This window comes from Candidatus Acidulodesulfobacterium acidiphilum (assembly GCA_008534395.1).
GTDB lineage: Bacteria > SZUA-79 > SZUA-79 > Acidulodesulfobacterales > Acidulodesulfobacteraceae > Acidulodesulfobacterium_A > Acidulodesulfobacterium_A acidiphilum.
Map to the genome: position 1 here is coordinate 187,241 of SHMQ01000001.1, position 18,977 is coordinate 206,217.

Annotated in this window: 16 protein-coding genes and 2 pseudogenes; 17 read left to right on the forward strand and 1 reads right to left on the reverse strand. The window is 35.2% G+C overall.

The window, feature by feature from the left end; all coding sequences use genetic code 11:
• Window position 1: 1 nt before the first annotated feature.
• The 8 genes and pseudogenes from EVJ48_01010 (at window position 2) to EVJ48_01045 (ending at window position 8,432) form a co-directional block, all read left to right on the forward strand.
• Window positions 2-478, forward strand: a complete 477-nt coding sequence (locus tag EVJ48_01010) for a hypothetical protein (protein RZV40532.1) — start codon at window positions 2-4, stop codon at window positions 476-478.
• A gap of 121 nt (window positions 479-599) precedes the next feature.
• Window positions 600-1,019: a nucleotidyltransferase gene (locus EVJ48_01015; protein RZV40533.1), complete on the forward strand. Its 420-nt coding sequence runs from the start codon at window positions 600-602 to the stop codon at window positions 1,017-1,019.
• A complete protein-coding gene (locus EVJ48_01020; protein RZV40534.1) occupies window positions 1,012-2,133 on the forward strand; it encodes a hypothetical protein in 1,122 nt (373 codons plus the stop codon). The genes EVJ48_01015 and EVJ48_01020 overlap by 8 nt, the downstream gene beginning before the upstream one ends.
• Window positions 2,134-2,158: 25 nt before the next feature.
• Window positions 2,159-2,248: pseudogene (locus tag EVJ48_01025) on the forward strand (DNA-binding protein).
• A 145-nt stretch (window positions 2,249-2,393) separates the two neighbouring features.
• Window positions 2,394-7,117: pseudogene (locus EVJ48_01030) on the forward strand (damage-inducible protein).
• Window positions 7,118-7,396: 279 nt separating this feature from the next.
• Window positions 7,397-7,720 carry a S24 family peptidase gene (locus EVJ48_01035; GenBank protein ID RZV40578.1) on the forward strand — a complete coding sequence of 108 codons (324 nt, stop codon included), beginning with the start codon at window positions 7,397-7,399 and terminating at the stop codon, window positions 7,718-7,720.
• 150 nt (window positions 7,721-7,870) lie between these two features.
• Entirely contained in the window at window positions 7,871-8,116 is a 246-nt protein-coding gene (locus tag EVJ48_01040) for a CopG family transcriptional regulator (protein ID RZV40535.1), read from the forward strand.
• Window positions 8,097-8,432, forward strand: a complete 336-nt coding sequence (locus tag EVJ48_01045; protein RZV40536.1) for a type II toxin-antitoxin system VapC family toxin — start codon at window positions 8,097-8,099, stop codon at window positions 8,430-8,432. The genes EVJ48_01040 and EVJ48_01045 overlap by 20 nt, the downstream gene beginning before the upstream one ends.
• 74 nt (window positions 8,433-8,506) lie before the next feature.
• On the opposite strand, the gene EVJ48_01050 is transcribed toward EVJ48_01045, so the two are convergent.
• Entirely contained in the window at window positions 8,507-8,920 is a 414-nt protein-coding gene (locus EVJ48_01050; GenBank protein RZV40537.1) for a hypothetical protein, read from the reverse strand.
• Window positions 8,921-9,170: 250 nt separating this feature from the next.
• Here EVJ48_01050 and EVJ48_01055 point away from each other — a divergent pair, with 250 nt between their 5' ends.
• The 9 genes from EVJ48_01055 (at window position 9,171) to moaA (ending at window position 18,946) form a co-directional block, all read left to right on the forward strand.
• The gene (locus EVJ48_01055; GenBank protein RZV40538.1) at window positions 9,171-9,503 is read left to right on the forward strand and encodes a hypothetical protein; all 333 of its coding nucleotides are present in this window, start codon (window positions 9,171-9,173) and stop codon (window positions 9,501-9,503) included.
• 181 nt (window positions 9,504-9,684) lie between these two features.
• Window positions 9,685-10,077 (forward strand): hypothetical protein, encoded by a 393-nt coding sequence (locus EVJ48_01060; GenBank protein RZV40539.1) that lies wholly within the window; start codon window positions 9,685-9,687, stop codon window positions 10,075-10,077.
• Between the two features lie 209 nt (window positions 10,078-10,286).
• On the forward strand, window positions 10,287-10,637 hold the full coding sequence (locus EVJ48_01065) for a hypothetical protein (protein ID RZV40540.1): 351 nt from the start codon (window positions 10,287-10,289) through the stop codon (window positions 10,635-10,637).
• Between the two features lie 128 nt (window positions 10,638-10,765).
• The gene (locus EVJ48_01070; protein ID RZV40579.1) at window positions 10,766-11,050 is read left to right on the forward strand and encodes a transcriptional regulator; all 285 of its coding nucleotides are present in this window, start codon (window positions 10,766-10,768) and stop codon (window positions 11,048-11,050) included.
• Window positions 11,051-11,080: 30 nt separating this feature from the next.
• On the forward strand, window positions 11,081-12,541 hold the full coding sequence (locus EVJ48_01075) for a TolC family protein (protein RZV40541.1): 1,461 nt from the start codon (window positions 11,081-11,083) through the stop codon (window positions 12,539-12,541).
• Complete coding sequence (locus EVJ48_01080; protein RZV40542.1) at window positions 12,531-13,664, forward strand: HlyD family secretion protein; 1,134 nt, start codon at window positions 12,531-12,533, stop codon at window positions 13,662-13,664. Before EVJ48_01075 ends, EVJ48_01080 begins: the two co-directional genes overlap by 11 nt.
• 134 nt (window positions 13,665-13,798) lie before the next feature.
• Complete coding sequence (locus tag EVJ48_01085) at window positions 13,799-15,352, forward strand: DHA2 family efflux MFS transporter permease subunit (protein RZV40543.1); 1,554 nt, start codon at window positions 13,799-13,801, stop codon at window positions 15,350-15,352.
• Between the two features lie 118 nt (window positions 15,353-15,470).
• Entirely contained in the window at window positions 15,471-17,858 is a 2,388-nt protein-coding gene (locus EVJ48_01090; GenBank protein RZV40544.1) for a PBP1A family penicillin-binding protein, read from the forward strand.
• Window positions 17,859-17,893: 35 nt separating this feature from the next.
• Window positions 17,894-18,946, forward strand: coding sequence for a GTP 3',8-cyclase MoaA (gene moaA / locus EVJ48_01095; protein RZV40545.1), 1,053 nt, complete (start codon window positions 17,894-17,896; stop codon window positions 18,944-18,946).
• The last annotated feature ends 31 nt before the right edge of the window (window positions 18,947-18,977 follow it).

Here is an 18,977-nt window from a genome sequence, read left to right on the forward strand (position 1 = left end):
TATGGAAAATATTAAAAATGAAATAGCTATATATCAGTCGGAAAGCGGAGCGATTGAGATAGCAATAGATTTTAAAAAGGAAACTCTTTTATTAACCCAACAGCAAGTTGCTCAACTTTTTGGCATCAAGAAAGCCGCAATTTCAAAGCATGTGAAAAATATATTTGCTTCGGCTGAACTTGAAAAAGAGTCAACTGTTTCCATTTTGGAAACAGTTCAAAAAGAAGGTGACAGGAAAATTGTTAGAAAGATAGAATATTATAATTTAGATTTGGTTTTATCTATAGGATATCGCGTTAATTCGCTGAATGCCACTAGATTTCGCCGGTGGGCGACCACAACATTAAAAGAGCATATTATAAAAGGTTATTCTATTGTGCTAACGGCACTTACTTTGCTTATCGCCGAAAGCAATCCGAAAGATAAGGATAGAATGATAGGTGTTATACTGCTGATTTTGGAAAGTGGGAAAAAATAACAAGAAAACAAGATAATATTAGCCATAAATTAAAGAGAAAATTATTAATGTTCTCGAGGGGACCAAACCAGCTTTCAGTAATCGTCAAAATAAATATGAATTATAATTATGGGAGTAATATATGCCTTTAGATTTAAGTAGTTTGCAAAAAGCGGTTAATTCTTTAGAAAGGGCTATTAAAGTCGCCGATAGGGTTATCAAAGATAGAGTTAATACGGATGAAGAAGAAGTTATACGCGCAGGGGTTATCCAAAATTTTGAATTTACTTATGAGCTTTGCTGGAAGTTTATGAAAAGATGGCTTGAAATAAATATAGGCGGAGCTAATTTAGACGGGGCTACCAGGAGGGAACTTTTCCGCGAGGCATATAAAAGCGGGCTCATTGAAGATGTAGATAATTGGATGGAGTATCACGGAGCACGAAACGAAACATCCCATACATATGGTGATGATAAAGCAGAAGATGTATTTGAAGTTGCAAAAACCTTTTTAAAAGATGCAAAACAGCTATTTTTAATCTTAGAAGAAAAAAATGATTGATGTTGCAAAACACGAATTAAAAACTATTCTTGATATATTAAATAAGCATGTGAATGAGTGCGAGGTTAGAGCTTTTGGCTCAAGGGTTACATGGACGAATAAGGATAGTTCAGATTTAGATTTAGTTGTAGTTTGCGATAAGAAATTAGAAAGAGGTCGAATAGGAAAACTCAGGGAAGCATTTGAAGAATCTTCTCTTCCTTTCACTGTTGATGTTATGGACTGGCATGGTATAACTGAGGAGTTTCAAAAAAATATAGAAAAGTCTTATTATGTTTTAAAAAAAGCATATGAAAAAACAAATAATGTTTGGCAATATTATAAAGTATCGGATTTTGCCGATGTTATGAGCGGGGGTACGCCAAAAACCGAAATTCCGGAATATTGGAATGGAAATATTCCCTGGATAACACCCAAAGATCTTTCTAATTATAATGCCCGTGAAATTTCGCGCGGAGAAAGGAATATTTCTCTTGAAGGTCTAAAAAATAGCAGCGCAAGGCTTTTACCTCCACGTACAGTTTTATTGACAAGCAGAGCGCCTGTAGGTTATCTTGCTATTGCTAAAAACGAACTTACTACTAATCAGGGCTTTAAGAACCTTATCGTTAAAAATGGTTTCTCGCCTGAATTTATTTATTATCTTCTACTAAACAATGTAGATTATCTTAAATTACAAGCGTCCGGCTCTACATTTCAGGAACTTACCGCAAGCACATTAAGGAATTTGGAATTTCTATTGCCGGAATATGCAATACAAGAAGAAATTGCTATAATTTTAGGAAATATTGACGACAAAATAGAACTTCTGCGGGAGCAGAATAAAACACTGGAAGCTATAGCGCAGGCAATCTATAAGCGGTGGTTCGTTGATTTCGAGTTTCCCATAGAAGACGAAACCTCTAATTCAATTTTTGAAAAAATGATTATTAATTTACAACAAATCCAAACCCTATCCGCTCTTCGGGACTCCCTTCTTCCCAAACTTATGTCCGGCAAAATAAGGGTGCCGGCTAAAAATGAAGCGGAAACTACCCTTTCAGACGGAGCTCGCCATTCATCCTTAACAGAAGAGGGGACGAAAAGTGAAAATCCTCAAACGGAGGGTGAATAGCTCGGAAAGAGAAAACATAATCGTTATAGCAAAAATTGCAACAGTTCAAAATGAAGGTAATCGAATAGTAACACGAGAAATAGAATCTTATAATTTAGATGTTATTTTATCGGTTATTGCAATGTGCAAAAAATGCACATTGCAAATATAATAAAGGCAGATAAAGCGTTTTATTATTTTAAAAAAATTGTTAATATAATACGGATATATTAAATAAAATTAATTAAATAATTAATCAATAAATTAATACGGAGCGTTTAATGTCCATAAAAACCGTTTTAAATAATTTAAGAGCCGAATATACTAATATAAGAGATTTGGGTACGGCTTTTGAAAAATTAACGCTAAATTTTTTAAAGACGGATAATATATATAAAACTTTATATAAAAATGTATGGATGTTTAAAGATTTTGTTATATCCCATCCCGAATATGGTTTAAAAGAAAATGACACCGGCGTTGACCTTGTAGCAGAATTTAGGGAAGGAGATGAAAGATTTTGCGCTATACAGTGCAAGGTTTACGAAGAAGGACATAAATTAGTCAAAGAAGATATTGATTCTTTTTTCACTGCATCCGGTAAAAAAATTTTTACCGACAGGTTATTGGTAGTTACCACGAACAGTATAAGCGATAACGTAAGCGACTCTCTTAGTGAACAGGCCGTTCCCGTCAGCCTGATAACTTTGGACGATCTGGAAAACAGTTCTATCGATTGGCTGCAATTTGATATAAACAAAATTGAAAATCTTGAAGTAAAGCCCAAAAAAACGATAAGGCCGCATCAGAAAGAAGCTTTGGAAAAAACCGTCGAATATTTTAAATATCATGACAGGGGAAAGCTTATTATGGCTTGCGGTACCGGAAAGACCTATACTTCGCTTAAAATAGCCGAAGCTATAACGCAAGGTAACGCCAACATACTGTTTTTAGTGCCGTCGATATCGCTTTATCGCAAACCTTAAAAGAATGGAATTATGAAGCCGAAAATCAGATAAATTCATATGCGGTATGCTCCGACGTTAAAATAGGCAAAGACGAGGATTTAAGACTGCATGAACTTTCTTTCCCCGCTACTACAAATGCCGATAAATTATTAGAAAATTTTCAAAACGGCAACAACATAAAAAGCAGAACCGTAATTTTTTCGACATATCAATCGCTTGACGTAATTCAAGATGCGCAGTCTAAAGGACTGCCTGGGTTCGATTTCGTAATATGCGATGAAGCCCATAGGACTACGGGAGTTATTAAGGGTCCGATAAAAGACGATTCTAACTTCGTCATGATACACGACAACGACAAGATTAAAGCTAAAAAGCGGATGTATATGACGGCAACCCCAAGAATTTATACTTCAAACGTTAAAAATACTGCTAAGAAAAAAGACATAGTGCTTTGTTCTATGGACGACGATTCTGAAATATACGGGGAAACTATATATAAATTAAGTTTTTCCAAAGCGGTAGAACTTGGACTATTATCCGATTATCAGGTTATGGTTTATATGGTGGCGCAAGATTTTATAAACGAAGATATGCAGTCGGAACTTGCGAGAAAAGACAATACTCTAAACTTAGGCGATTTGTCTAAATTAACCGGCTGTTACAACGGGTTATCCAAAAAAAGCATAGACGATTCCAATCTATTTATCGATACAAATCCTATGAAAAGAGCCGTTATGTTTGCCGGCAAAATAGAAATTTCTAAAAAAATAGCCAAAGAATTTAGGAAAATAACGCAGAATTTAGGCGATTTAAAATGTGAAGCAGAGCATATAGACGGTACTACGAATATTATAGAAAGAAATAATCGCATAGACTGGCTGAAAGAACCGATTCCGGAGGGCGAATGCAGAATATTATCGAACGCAAGATGTTTGTCGGAAGGCGTCGATATTCCGGCGCTAGATGCCGTAATATTTTTAAATCCTAAAGATTCCGAAATAGATATTATTCAGGCGGTCGGAAGAGCTATGAGGAAATCTGAAGGAAAAAAATTCGGATATATTATATTGCCGGTAGCCATACCAGTTAACAAGGCGCCGGAGGATGTTTTAAAAGACAGCAATTATAATATAGTTTGGAATACGCTCGAAAGCCTGCGCGCCCACGACGATAAAATGGACAGGGAAATAAACCAATTAAAATACAACGGAGAAAGCGACAGGATACATATAATAGGAACCGGCGTAAGTATTCCGAAGGAACAGCTTAATTTCGACTTTCCGGAAGATAAAATAAAGATGTGGAAAGACGCCATAAGAGTAAAAATAGTCGAAAAATGCGGCGATAAGGAATATTTATTAAATTGGACGAAAGATATAATAGACATAATGAACGTCCATATCGCAAGAATAAACGAAATTTTAAAACAGAACGCAAACGACAGGAAAGAATTCGATGTTTTCTTGGAAGAATTAAGACAGAATATAAGTCCCGTAATATCCGAAGAAGACGCTATTATTATGCTATCCCAGCATCTTATTACAAAACCTGTTTTCGAAACATTATTCGATTCCGACTTTGTAAAAAGAAACCCTATTTCTCTTGCTATGGATAAAATAATAAACTTGTTGGACGAAAAAGGGCTTAAAAACGAAACCAAGAAATTGGAGCGGTTTTATGAATCGGTTAAAAATAAAGTAAGCGCGATTAAAAATCCGGAAGACAAACAAAAGGTAATAATAGAACTTTACGACAACTTCTTTTCTCTCGCAAATCCAAAATCGTCGGATAAATACGGCATAGTATATACTCCGGTAGAAATAGTGGACTTTATAGTTAACAGCGTAGAGCATGTTTTAAACGAAGAATTCGCTACAAAGCTTGAAAACGAAAACGTCCATATATTAGACCCTTTTACAGGAACCGGCACTTTTATTACGAGACTGCTTCATAACGGCATAATCGGTCCAGATAAATTAGAAAATAAGTATAAAAATGAACTGCATGCAAACGACATTATGCTTCTTGCGTATTACATAGCAGCCGTTAATATAGAAGAAACCTACAAAAATATAGCAGGAAAATACGAACCTTTTACGGGTATAGTTTTAACCGATACTTTTCAGATGCTTGAAGACGAATATAAGTCGCAAGAACAACAAATAACTATATCCGCTACCGACGAAGAAATATTTTATCCGCTAAAAAGAAACAGTAAAAGAGCGTTAAAACAAAAACAGCAAGATATCAGGGTTATTATAGGCAATCCTCCATATTCGGCAAATCAAGGAAATGCTAATGAGAACAATAAAAACGATAAATATCCCAAGTTGGACGAAAAAATAATAAACACGTACGTTAAAAATTCTATTGCCCAGAATAAACAAAGTCTTCACGATTCATATATACGGGCTTTTAGGTGGGCGACGGACAGAATTAAAGATAAAGGGGTAATATGCTATATCAGCAATAATTCTTATATTAACGGCAAAGCTCTTGACGGTTTTCGCAAAAGCCTTTTAGACGAATTTACTGCCGTTTATTGTTTTAACCTAAAAGGCAATTTCAGGGCTTATAACGCCGAAGAAGGCGAAAACGTTTTCGGAAACAGATGCGGAACCGGAGTAGCTATAACCTTACTCGTAAAAAACCCCGATAAAGCAAAAAATAATAAAATATTCTATTATGAAATACCTGAAAAATTAAAAACTAACGAAAAATTGAATTATATTTCTTATACAAAAGATATAACCCATATAAAATGGCAGGAAATTATTCCCAACGAATCCCATGACTGGATTAAAAAAAGAAATCCAGTATTTTCGGAATTTATTCCTATGGGCGATAAAACAGGATTAGAAAGTGAAACGATATTTAAAATTTACTCCGGAGGCTTAAAAACCCAGAGAGATTCATGGTGCTATAACTTTTCAAAAGAAAAACTTCAAAACAACATAAAATCTATGATTGAGTTTTATAACGGCGAAGTCGACAGATATAGCAATGCGGTCAATATTCAGGAAAATATAGATAGTTTCGTCAACAACGACCCGACTAAAATAAGCTGGTCGGATGGACTTAAAAATAAATTAAAAAATAAAAAAAAGTTAGAGTTTAATAGTCAAGATATAATTACTGCCGTTCATAGACCGTTTTGCAAACAATGGCTTTATTATAACAGAGATTTAAATGAAAGAGTTTACCAAATTCCAAAAATATTTCCGGATAAAAATTCGGATAATTTATTGATTTTAACAAGCGACTTTGAAAATAATGGTAACTTTGTTAATATAACAAATTTAATTCCAGATTTACATAAGCATGTTCAATCCTTTCCCCTTTACTACTACGAAAAAACCGATGATGAAAATAATGAAAATAGTTCGCATCCAGGTTTATTTAATTCGGAACCGCAACAGGATAAGACTCAATACACTAAAAAAGACAACATTTCCGATGAATTTTTAAAAGAAATACAAGATAAATACCATGACGCAGGCATAAATAAGGAGGATATTTTTTATTATATATACGGCATATTGCATAACGAAGATTATAAAAAGACGTTTGCAAACGATTTGACTAAAATGCTGCCGCGCATTCCGTTTATCTCCGAGTTTAAGGACATAAGCAAATACGGCAGGGAATTGGCAAATTTGCATATTAATTACGAAAATATTGAACCGTATCCCGTTAAGGAAATAATATCGGAAAATGCCAAAAATTTAACGGAAAAAGAACTTTACCACGTAGAAAAAATGAAATTCGGCAAAAAAGGAAAGGATAAAGATAAAACGACGATAATATATAACGATTACATAACCTTATCCAATATACCTTTGGAATCCTACGATTATATCGTTAACGGCAAATCGGCCATAGAATGGATAATGAACAGATATCAGGTAAACACCGATAAAAACAGTCTTATAAAAAACGACCCAAATTTATATCTTGAAGAAATTAACGATTACAAATATATCGTCAACCTTATAAAAAGAATAATTAATTTAAGCATAAAATCTCTTGATATAATAAAGGAAATTTCAAAATATAAGATAGTCGAATCAGAATCTGCGGCTGAAAGCCCAATAAAATACGATGATAATGCGAAAAAGTCTAACGTAATCGATTTCCCTGCAAAGTTTGACGTAATACCCGACGACGATGTTCCCGAAGAGCAGAAATTCGTCGAATATCTTCCAGTGTATTCTTTGGAAGCCGCCGCTTCAAAGTTTAGCGCAGAACAGTACATCGAGCGGCTCGGCTGGAAAAACGTTAATAATTTAAATTATTTTCATAAATTATATCCCGATATGTTTATAGCGAAAGTCGTCGGCAAATCCATGGAGCCGACCATACCTGACGGCAGTTATTGCATATTCCGCTATGAACCGCAAGGTTCGCGCGAAGGCAAAGTAGTGATTGCGGAAATGATGCATGAGTTAGACCCAGAAACGAATCAAAAATTTACGGTAAAAAGATATCATAGCGAAAAAGAATATTCTGAAGAAGACGGAAATTGGTTGCATACAAGAATTATTCTTTCTCCGGATAATAAAGACTTTGAAAACATCATATTGGAAAACGCTTCCGAAAACAAATATAAAATAGTGGCGGAGTTTATTTCCGTCATATAATAAGCGATATTTATAAATTAAATTCAAAAACTAAATAATGAAAATAATTATTTTAGTTTTATAATTTATCAATATGATATATAATAAATTATAATATACATCATGTTAGTAAATTATAAATGATTAAATTCATAAAAAGAGGAATTTTAAATGAGAAGAACCCAAATATATTTAGACGATGAAATATACGAAATTTTAAAGAAAGAAAGTTTGATTTTAGGTAAAAGTACATCTCAAATAATAAGAGAAAACCCCAAAAAAAACCTGGTAAATAAAAGCGATAAAATATCAAACGCCATAGACGGTTCTAAAGGCGCGTGGAAAGACAAACCCGATTTTAAAATTAACTATTTTATTAGAAAATTAAGAAAGGGAAATAGAATTGATAATTTTTGATACGGACATTATCATTTGGATATTAAGAGGTAAAGAAACAATAGTGACTGACGCAAAACGCTTATCCGAAGAAACATCAGGCAAAATATATATAACGCCCATTCAGGTTGCGGAGGTTTATTCGGGAATGACGGACAAAGAGGAAAGAAAAACCCGTAAACTTATAGAAAGTTTTTATTTTTTAGATATAAATAAACGAATAGGCGAATTGGCTGGTATATATATAAATAAATATAGAAAGTCCCATCAAATAGAGCTTGCAGATGCAATCATAGGAGCTTCGGCAAAAAATTACAATTTAAATTATACACATTAAATAAAAAGCACTACCCCATGCTTAGCAAAGACGATTTAATCAGTGCTTAGCAAAGTGACTGTTAAACCATTTCTTTAAAAGATACGCTTAAACAATCCTTTCTTTGCCGGTTTTATTACGGGCTTGTAAGATTCCAGATTCGCTATGTCTTCAGGTTTTTCCTTTGAAACGATAATCCAGGGCGGCGGCGTCGTTAAAGAACAGCCGCCTCCCGACATTCTCGGATGGTAGATTTTTATTATAGACGGTTCGTCTTTTGTGTGGACGTAAAACCATCCGCAAATCTTATCAAGATTTTTTATTTCGTCCATTCTTTCCTTTAAAAATCCGGCTGCCGCTCCGGCGTCCATTTCGCCCTTCTCGTCGTCCGTCTGGGTATAGACGTAATGCCATTGCGAGCCGGAATTTTTAACGTCTTCTATAAGTTTTTCGACGGCCTCCCACTGCAAAAGGCCCGAAAAAGCCACGGTGTCTGCTTTATAAGGCATATTCCCCCTCCTTTTTATTTTTCTACATTATCATTATTTAAAATATTGAACATGCAGTTAATTTTTTTAAATGATTATAATTCCTTATGTTATCTTCACTAAAAAATTATAACATAAAATTAAATATAAAATTTTTTTTATATGATATAATTATAATAAAAAAAGGACTTATAAGGCAATTATAAATATAAAAATTCGATTAAGTAATTATATATGTAAAATTAAATTTAAAAAATAAATAATAAAAATAATGAGAAAAATTAATTTTTTAAAAAAAATAGACGCGTGGCAGTTGGGAATATTCGTAGTAGTTATAAGTTTATTTTCGGTAATATTATCTTTAATTCTTTTATTCATGGATTATAAGCATCCGAATTTGTGGGAGGCGCGCGGCGAAGTCAGCGCTTCGCTTACTTCTTCCCTTGCGGTGCTTGCAGCCGTCATAGCTATATTTATAGGTTTGAGGGTGCAGTCGAGCGAACACAAATCTACAGAAGACATAAAAACAGATTTAATAGAAATTAACGGACTCCTTAATAATTTGATTTCTATTTTTACGGTTATTAAAGCCAATCAATTATAATTCCGAAGCAAAAATTATAAAAAGCTTAGATCTTTCGCCGCTTAAAGATACTTTAAACAGATTTTTGATTTCTTCGACGTATTTCGGCCTGACCTATTATTTTTATATTAATCAGGAAAAAACGAAATATTTCTTCAGGATTTTCGCTCTGGATTTAACCTATATACAATTTTTTTTGAGCATGCAGGGCGAAGGCAGAGATGTAAGTAAGCTAACTATTCCGGAGCATGCGATTGCCGAGGTGCGAGCGGCATTAAATAGGCTTAAAGAAAAAGATATAGAAGAAATAGCTTCTTATATGTCATCGTCTTTAATAAAATTAATCGAAAAAAATAACGAGATAATGAACGAAAATCCGTTAATAAAATTATTTCAGGAATTAATGGAAGAAAAAGTTTCCGATAATATTTTTTCGGTAGATACGGTAAAAGCGGAAGAACTTATATCGGGCATAAACAACGTTGAGCTTAAAAACAATTTGACCGAGATTTTAGATAAAGCAAAAAATAACGACGACGAGTCTAAACTTCTTTTAAACACGGTTATAGAAAAATTTTCTCTTAAAGATAAGTGATAAACTATAAAATTAAGATGTAATTAAAATATAAAAAATTAAATATAAAATTTTTTTTATATTTTGCTTGACTATATAAAAAAATTTTTATATACTTAAAATATATTATGATAGTATATGTTTTAACTGTGCATGATTAAATAATTTTTGTTTAACAAAAAATTTATTATTTTAATTTTTATTAAATTGAATTAAACGAGGAGGTATAAATGTCCGGAAACAATATGGGTTCCTGCGGATGCGGGTCGGGAAAAGCTAAAAAAACTACTCCGAAAGAAGCGGTGGTTGATATAAAAAATCTTGAAAACGGCGTGCTTGTCGAGTTGAACGCGGAAGAAGTTACAAAAAGCGATATGGAAAAAAGCATAGAAAATTGCAATACAGGCAAATGCGACTGCCTTAGCGATTCGCAAAAAGCCAGAATAAAATCTATTTCTTTAAAAGAAGGAGATTTTGGAAGTCTTTCCGTTGAAATAGAAGGCGATATCGACAAGGAAGAAATAAAACAGGCCATGGAGAAAGCGGCAAAAAATCAGAAAAAAGGTTCTTGCTGCTGCTGATATATACTGTCGATATATAATATAAATCTTAATTTAAATAAAAGATTTAAAGAAAACAAAATATGAAAGAAGCGTTAAAAATTTTAGAAAGCGAAAACGATGTTGAACCTATAGATATATCCGAAGATATATCTATAGGACGGCTTAGAGATATTTTTTACGCTTTATCGGATAAGGTTAGGCTTGAGATTATAAGCCTGTTGATAGATAACGGAGAAATGTGCGTTTGTAAATTTCAGGAAATTTTTAAAATATCACAGCCCAACCTTTCTTTTCATCTGGGCATTCTTAGAAAGTCCGGTCTCGTTACGACCAGAAGAAAAGGCACATGGATGAATTACAGCCTTAACGGCGAAAACGAAGTTTTAAAAAATTTGCTTCCTTTAATTAAAAAGGCATCTGCCGAAAAGTAAATAAAACGGCTTATTAGGCGATAAAATAAAATGAAAAAAAATATAATTGCATCCGTTTTTTTAATAATTATTGTTTATATAATAAGCCTTGTATTGCCTTTCAACGTTTATGCTCAAACAAACAAAAAAATGTTTAAAAATAAGCATAAATATAACGGCGGCATAAGTATGGGGCGGCAAAGGGCTCAAAACGGCGCATATACCGTAAACAGGGCCGTAAGGCAGGCGCTGAAAAACAACGATTTAATAAAAAGCGCGGTTCAAAGGGTTAAGGCGGCGCAGGCAAATTTTAACGCGGCTACCGCAGGTATGCTGCCGAAACTTTCGTTTAACTACAATGCGTCGAGAATGGAATACCAGCCGTATCTTCAGACGTCGCACGTGCCTATCCCGACGTTTAGTAAAAGCGGCGGCAAAAACGGCTATATGTATTTTCCTCCCCGCATATATATGAATTCCGATACTAATTTTAACTGGAGCCTTCAAATAACCCAGCCTGTTTTTACAGGTTTTGCGCTTCTCGATAAAAGAGAACTTGCAAAAATAGGCATAAATATATCGAGGGTTCAAAAACATGAAGCCGTCTTAAACGTTATAGAAGGCGTAAAATTGGCGTATTTTAACGTTTTAAGGGCGCAGGAGCAGTTAAAAGTAGCGGGCGAACAGGTAAAATCTTTAAAATCCCACGAAATGCAGGCAAAACTCCTTTACAAACAGGGCGTAATTCCTTATAACGACCTGCTGAAATCCGAAGTCGCCCTTGCGGACGCCGTGCAGTATAAGACGTCGTCCATAGCCGCTTTAAATATTGCCGTGTCGAATTTCAATACCGTTCTCAATCAAAACATTAACGCAAAGGACGGTTTTAAAAATATACGTTACGTTAATTTTAAAAGATACCGGTTAAGCCCTCTTTTTGTTTATGCCTTAAGGCACAGACCTGGATTAAAAATATTCAGGTTTAAAATTAAGCAGGAGACGCTTAAAGAAAAGATTGCCGAGAGCAGGTATTATCCTCATGTTTCGGCTTTTGCCGCATATTCTCAGTCCGGCCAAAACTGGCTTGCTGAAAATAATGCGTTTAATAATCAGGAAAATAAGATAATAGGTTTAAGCGCTACATGGACGCTGTTTAACTGGTTTAAAACGTCGGATAATTATCAGAAAGAAAAGCATGAAAAGACTGCCTTAAAATATAGCCTTAAATCTTATATAAACGACGTCAGGCTTGAGGTTAAAAGCGATTTATTAAATCTTCGGACGGCTTTTAAAAATATTAAAGCTGCAAAATTGTCGGTAAGGCAGGCTAAAGAGAATCTTAAAATTACAAATTTGCAGTATATACAGGAAACTACCACGTCAACCGAAGTTTTAGACGCGGAAACTTATCTTAAACATGCCCAATTAAACTATTACGATTCGCTTTACGGATACGATATATATTTAGCCAAGCTTCAAAGAGACATAGGGAGGAATAGATATGGAGAATAAAACAAATGAAGGTGCCGTAAATGCCGTTAACGCAGATAATGGCGACGATAAAAATATCGGCGGCAACGTAAACGGCAACGGCAAAAAAAACAGAGTAAAAAAGAAATACGTTTTAATAGCAATAATCGTAGTTTTAGTTATCGGGACGATTTTTGAACTTCATAATATCGAATTTTCATTCTCCCACGTTACGACAAGCGACGCTTTCGTGGACGGAAGCAGCGCTATAGTGCCTGTTGCTCCTCAGGTCAAGGGTAAAGTCGTAGAAGTATACGTCAAAGAAAATCAGTTCGTAAAAAAAGGACAGCCGCTTTTTAAAATAGACCAATCCGATTATATTCAGGACGTAAACAGGTCGCTCGCCGGTTTTAAAGCCAGCAAAAAACAGATAAAACAGATATCGATTTCTATTTTAGTCCAGAACAGCGCTCTTGCAAAAGCAAGATATCAGCTTAAAGCCGACGAAGCTTTAGAAAAATTAGACCGTCAGAATTATATAAGATACAGAAATCTTTATGAAGGAAAGGCCGCTTCAAAACTTATGTTCGATGAAATGGCTACAAAATACAAGATGACTTTGGCAAAAGTCGGCGCAGACGAAGCGAATCTGACACAGATTGCCGCAAGCATAGCGGAATTAAGGACGGCTTTAAAATCAAGGGTTTTCTTTGCAAAGACGGCGCGCGCCGCCTATAAAATAGCCCAAATTAATCTGCACAGAACGATAGTTTATGCGCCATGCAACGGATATGTGACGAAAAAGAACGTAAACGTTGGAAGTTACGTTATGCCCGGCATTCCTTACCTTAATGTAGTCAATCTTCGCAAAGTCTGGATAGTGGCTAATTTTAAAGAGTCGGACATTGATAATATAAAAATAGGCGCGCCGGTTATTATAACAGTCGATGCTTATCCGGGCGTTACTTTTCACGGGACGGTATCAAGTTTTCAATCGGGAACCGGTTCGGTTTTTAGCCTTCTTCCGCCGGAAAATGCGACAGGAAACTATATAAAAGTAGTGCAGAGGGTTCCCGTAAAAATTAATTTAAACAAAGAATTTTACTCTAAGACCCCTCTTTATCCCGGGCTATCGGTAGAACCGTTCGTTAAAATAGAAAAATAAACTCTTTATTAACATTATGGAAAAGGTGTCAGATTAATTTTCCGGAAACAAATTTTCTGTTAATCGACTGTTTAGTATGCGGAAAATAAAATCTGACACCTTTTCCACCTTTTCCATAATGATGGATTTAGATTATGAACATGAATTTAAAAAATAAATGGCTGATAGTTTTAGCGGTAATTCCAAGCACTACGCTATACAGTATGGATATGAGCGTAGTAAACGTCGCCCTGCCCTATATACAGGGCGCAATGGATGCCTCGATAGAGCAGGTTACATGGGTTGTTACGGGTTATATGCTTTCCGGCGTTATTCTAATGCCTTTGGTAAGTTTTTTTAGTTCGCGTTTCGGCAGGAAAAATTATTACATATCTTCCGTTTTTTTATTTACGGTAAGTTCCGCTTTGTGCGGTCTTTCATGGAATTTAGACTCCATAGTTCTTTTCCGCCTCCTGCAGGGCGTAGGCGGCGGAGCCCTTATACCTTTGTCGCAGACCTACCTTGCCGAAAATTTTGAAAAAAAAGAACAGGGTAAGGCTATGGCGATATTCAGCCTTGCGATAGTTTTAGGCCCTGCAATCGGCCCTTATATCGGAGGCTGGATAGTAACGAATTATTCCTGGCCGTGGGTATTTTACGTTAATCTTCCCATAGGACTTTTAAACCTTATACTTATTTATTTAATAATCGAAGACCATCCTTTAATGAAGAGGATAAAAGGAAACGTAGATTGGCTCGGCATAATTTTTTTAACCGTAGGACTCGGGGCAATGCAGATTGTTTTAACGGACGGTCAGTATAAAAACTGGTTTTCTTCAAGCTATATAGTGAATCTAACAATTATATCGGCAGTTGCTTCGGTACTTTTCGTTATAACTGAACTCATAGTGGAAAATCCGGCGGTTAACATTAAAGTTTTAAAAGATATAAATTTATCGGCTAATTCTTTTTTGTCTATGGTTTTTAGCCTCGGAATATTCGGAAGCCTGTTTCTTCTGCCTATGTTTTTGCAAAAAATAATGGGGTATTCAGCATACGATGCAGGTATTGCTATAATGTCGAGGGGTCTTGCTATGGTTATAAGCATGCCGCTTGCAGGCAGGCTGTTTAATAAAGTAGGGCCAAAAATTTTAGTTTTTATAGGATTTATTTTATCTATTATATCTTCGATTCAGATAGGCTCAATGAGTCTTAATATGGGTTTTTGGGATGTTTTTTGGCCTCAGTTTACGCAGGGTTTAGGCTTCGGATTGATAATAGTTTCCCTTATGACATCTTCTTTGATTACGCTTGAAAATAAATATAAAATAGACGGAGCAGGTTTGTTTAATCTGATTAGGCAGGTTGCCGGTTCGATAGGTATAGCTATACTGGCTACGATGATAGATAATAATACCCAGATGGCGCATTCCGTTCTCGTACAAAATATAAGCGACAATACGCAGACGATGTTATCCTTAAGGAGAGCCGCTCAAATTACGCATTCTTTTGTGTTTTATCCTCCCGTCAAAAAGGTTCTTGCATTAATTAACGGTATGGTAACTCAGCAATCTACGATGATTGCTTTTAATATGGCATTTATATTTATGGCGGTATGTTTTGTCGTGTCTATGCCGGTTATTTTCCTGCTTAAGGGTTCAAAAAGCGCAAAAGACAAAAACGGCTCCTCCTCTATTACCCCTGAATGATATAAGTATTTCCAGCAAATCCGTTTCAAACTTTCAAACTTAAAATTAATATTGTATAATATATAAATGTCCGTAAATTTATTGCGGAATTAACTAAATATATATATAAAATATTTTTATGAAAACTAAAGACGAAAAAAAAGCTAAAGAGGTAAACTCGGGCAAACCAAAAACCAAGAAAAAAAAATTAACTAAGATAATTATTTCGGCTATACTGATTATAATTTTTGCACCGGTCGTTATTCTTACCGTATTATATTTTATTCTTGCTTCTACCGTTCCAAGTATTAATACTTTGAAAGACTATCATCCGCAGGAAGTAAATTACGTATATTCGGCAAGCGGCAAATTGGTAGGTTATCTCGGTTCAGTCAACAGAGAGGTAGTACCTTTTTCCGAAATTCCTTTGCAGGTAAGGGAGGCTTTTCTAGCGGCGGAAGACAAAAATTTTTATAATCAGGGGCCGCTTGATTATAAAGCAATAACGAGGGCTTTTTTCGTTAATCTTTTTGCCGGACATATTGTGGAGGGCGGTTCAACTATAACCCAGCAGGTAGCAAAAACTATCCTTATTCCTTATCAAAGAACGTATATTTGGAAATTGAGGGAGGCTATTTTAGCATATAGGGTTGCGGATAATTTATCTAAAAACGAAATATTAAATATATACCTTAATCAGATTTATTTGGGCAATAATGCTTATGGCATACAGGCGGCTTCGCTGACTTACTTCGGCGTACCCGTATGGAAACTTACCCTGCCGGAAGCTGCTATGCTAGGCGGATTGCCGCAGGCCCCCTCTTTTTTAGATCCGTATATTCATTATAAAGATGCTAAAAGAAGGCAGAAATATGTTTTATTTCAGATGGCTAACGACGGATTTATAACGAAAGCTCAGGCCGAAAAAGCTTATAAAACAAAGCTTGTTTTTAGCAATTTTTTTAAATATTACGGCGTAGCGCCGTATTATCTTGCTTTTATTAAGCAGGAAATTATAAGCAAATACGGCAAACAGGTTTATAAAGAAGGCGGCTTAAAAATATACGCGGCGTTAAGCGCAAGGGCGCAGACGTATGCAGATAAAGCGGTTAAAAGAGGGTTAATCAAACTTACCCACGAATACGGCTACACCGGACCTTTACATAAATATTCTTACGGCGAAATGCTTAATAAGATAAAAAACGAAAAAAACCGTATTAAATATTTGTATAAAGGCGATTTGTATAAAGGTTTTGTTACGGCTATTTCTAAAAACGGTCAAGTAGCTTACGTAGCCTTAGGAAAATTTAAAGGAATACTGCCTGTATCCAATATGAGATGGGCATCCCATTTTCAAAGATACGTGTATTTTGCATACAGGACTATTAATAACGTTAACCAGGCTTTAAAACCGGGTTACGAAATATTAGTCAAATTTGACGGATGGAATAAAGATCATATACCGGTTTTTTCTTTGGAAGAAAAAGACGTTATAGAGGGAGCATTAGTTTCGTTAGACCCTAAAAACGGTTTCGTTAGGGCAATGGTAGGAGGAATAAGTTTTCGCCAAACTCAGTTTAACAGTGCGCTTTACGCAAAAAGACAGACCGGTTCGGCTTTTAAGCCAATAGTTTATTCCGAAGCTCTTACGGAAGGTTATACACCTTCATCTATTATAAATAATACCCCCGTAATATACCCTACCGGAGTACCAGGAAAATATTACAAACCGCACAATTTTTCGAGAAGATTTACAGGTCCTACTACGCTTCTTATCGGGCTGGCGCATTCTATAGACGTGGTGGCGGTCAAACTGCTTAAAAAAGTAGGAATTGAGAAAGTCGTGCATCTTGCCAATGAAATGGGCATTCATCATGTAGTCAGGAACTTAACTATGGCTCTCGGCTCTTCAAGCGTCCGTCTTATAGACTTGACGGACGCATATACTTCTTTTGCAAACGGCGGAAAAGAATGCAAACCTGTTTTTATAATTAAAATATTAACGCCGAACGGAAAAGAGCTTTATCATTATAAACCTGAATGCAAGCAGGTTTTATCGCCTCAAGTTGCTTATGTATTGACTAATATGCTGGAAAGAGTCATAACTAACGGGACTGGAGTTACTATTGGAAATATTCGGAAAATTACGCCTTACGTGGCAGGCAAAACCGGCTCTTCAAGCCAGTATAGGGACGGAGTGTTTATGGGATATACTTCTTCTTTAGTTACGGGAGTCTGGACGGGTTTAGACGATTTTCATTCTATGGGCAGGTTTATGGTAGGAGCTATAACTGCGGCGCCTATATGGTACTCTTATATGTCCAAATCGCTTCTTATTTTTCGTCCTCAGGCATTTTCTATACCTAAAGGAATAGTTTTTGCAGAGATTAATCCATATACGGGTTTAATAGCGAATTCAAGTTATAAAGATCCTGTACTGATGCCTTATATTAAAGGCACCGAGCCTACTGAAACCGTAAAGAAGAAAAAGATTAAAAATCCGCAGTCGTTTTTCGGATTATTTTAATTAACGCATAATAATTTTTATAAAATATACCGCTAATGTATAAATTTAATAATTTAGTTGACGGATACGGCAGAAGATTAACGTATCTTAGAATAAGCGTTACCGACAGGTGCAATTTAAGATGCGTTTACTGCATGCCTGAATCCGGCGTTTCCATTATAAAACACGAAGATATTATTTCATACGAAGATATCTTAAGGTTAGTGCGCATTCTTTCAATACACGGCTTAAACAAAGTCAGGATCACGGGGGGAGAACCTTTGGCTAGAAAAGGCCTAATCGGTTTTGTGCAAAAACTTTCGGAAATAAAAGATATAAACAATATTTCTATGACGACTAACGGCATTCTTTTAGATAAATATGCCCACGGTCTATTCGATGCGGGATTAAAAAGAATCAATATAAGCTTAGATTCTTTAAACGAAGAAAAGTTCAAAAAAATTACAAGAACCGGCAGACTTGAAACCGTCTTGAAGAACATAGAGCTTGCAAAAAAAATAGGCTATAATCCGATTAAAATCAATACTGTTTTAATAAGAGGAATCAACGACGACGAAATTATAGATTTCGTAAATTTTGCAAGAAAATTTGAACTTAATTTAAGATTTATAGAATATATGCCAATCGGAGGCAATATAGCGGATGCAGTGTCGTCGCAAGAGATAGAAGAAAAAATAAAATTAGAGTTTGATGATTTTAAGCCTAAGAAATCAAAAATAAAATATAATAACGTATCGGACGAAAATGTTTACGACAATAAATTAAGCGTTTACGATGGAGTAAGCAGGATTTTCGGTTTTGACGATAATGATGCGGTTATAGGTTTTATAAGTCCTATGTCCGAGCATTTTTGCGGCGATTGCAACAGGCTAAGGCTGACTGCCTCGGGAAATCTCAGGCTGTGTCTTTTTTATGACGAGGAGTACAATATTAAAGATATTTTAAAAGAGAGCGACGACGAAATTGTTTTCGAAAAAATTTCTAATATAGTTAAGTTAAAACATTTTAAGCATAACTTTAAAGAAAAAACGGAAAAAAAAGGAGATATTTCTTGGGCAAACGATTTTATGAACTCAATCGGCGGATAATAATCAATTTGTGACGAGGACAGAATTGCAT